At 61.8% G+C, this 338-nt stretch carries 1 protein-coding gene; it reads right to left on the bottom strand.

Features of this window, described 5'->3' with window-relative positions; genetic code table 11:
* Nucleotides 1–338, bottom strand: a 338-nt coding sequence (locus tag EN786_RS36590) for a lytic murein transglycosylase (protein ID WP_189524390.1), incomplete at both ends; no start/stop codon positions are given.

Raw genomic sequence — 338 nt, 5'->3', positions numbered from 1 at the left:
GGCGGCGATGTCGGAGCGGTGCAAGTCGCCGACCGGGCCCCAGCCGCCAACGAAGGTGGCGTCGCCCTTGGCGATACGTTCGGCGGCATGCCCGATGAACAGGCCGTAGAGGTCGCTGTTGTTGTATTGCTTGATCACATAGAAATTCGGCGTGACGAGAAAGGCTGGGCCGCTGCGTCCTGCAGGCATGAGCAGAGAGCTTTCGGCCTTCATCTCGCTTGCCTGAAATGCCTTGTTATCGACGCGCCTGATGCCCATTGCCACCCAGTCGGATATCTTCTTGCCCTGGTCGGGCCCTTCGAGCGAGCAGGAGATACTGGCAGGCACCGTCACCTCGG

It is taken from the genome of Mesorhizobium sp. M4B.F.Ca.ET.143.01.1.1 (assembly GCF_004792275.1).
In the GTDB taxonomy this organism is placed as follows: Bacteria; Pseudomonadota; Alphaproteobacteria; order Rhizobiales; family Rhizobiaceae; genus Mesorhizobium; species Mesorhizobium abyssinicae.
Note: the sequence above shows the minus strand (reverse complement) of the source record. Positions and strands in the feature narration are given on the sequence as shown.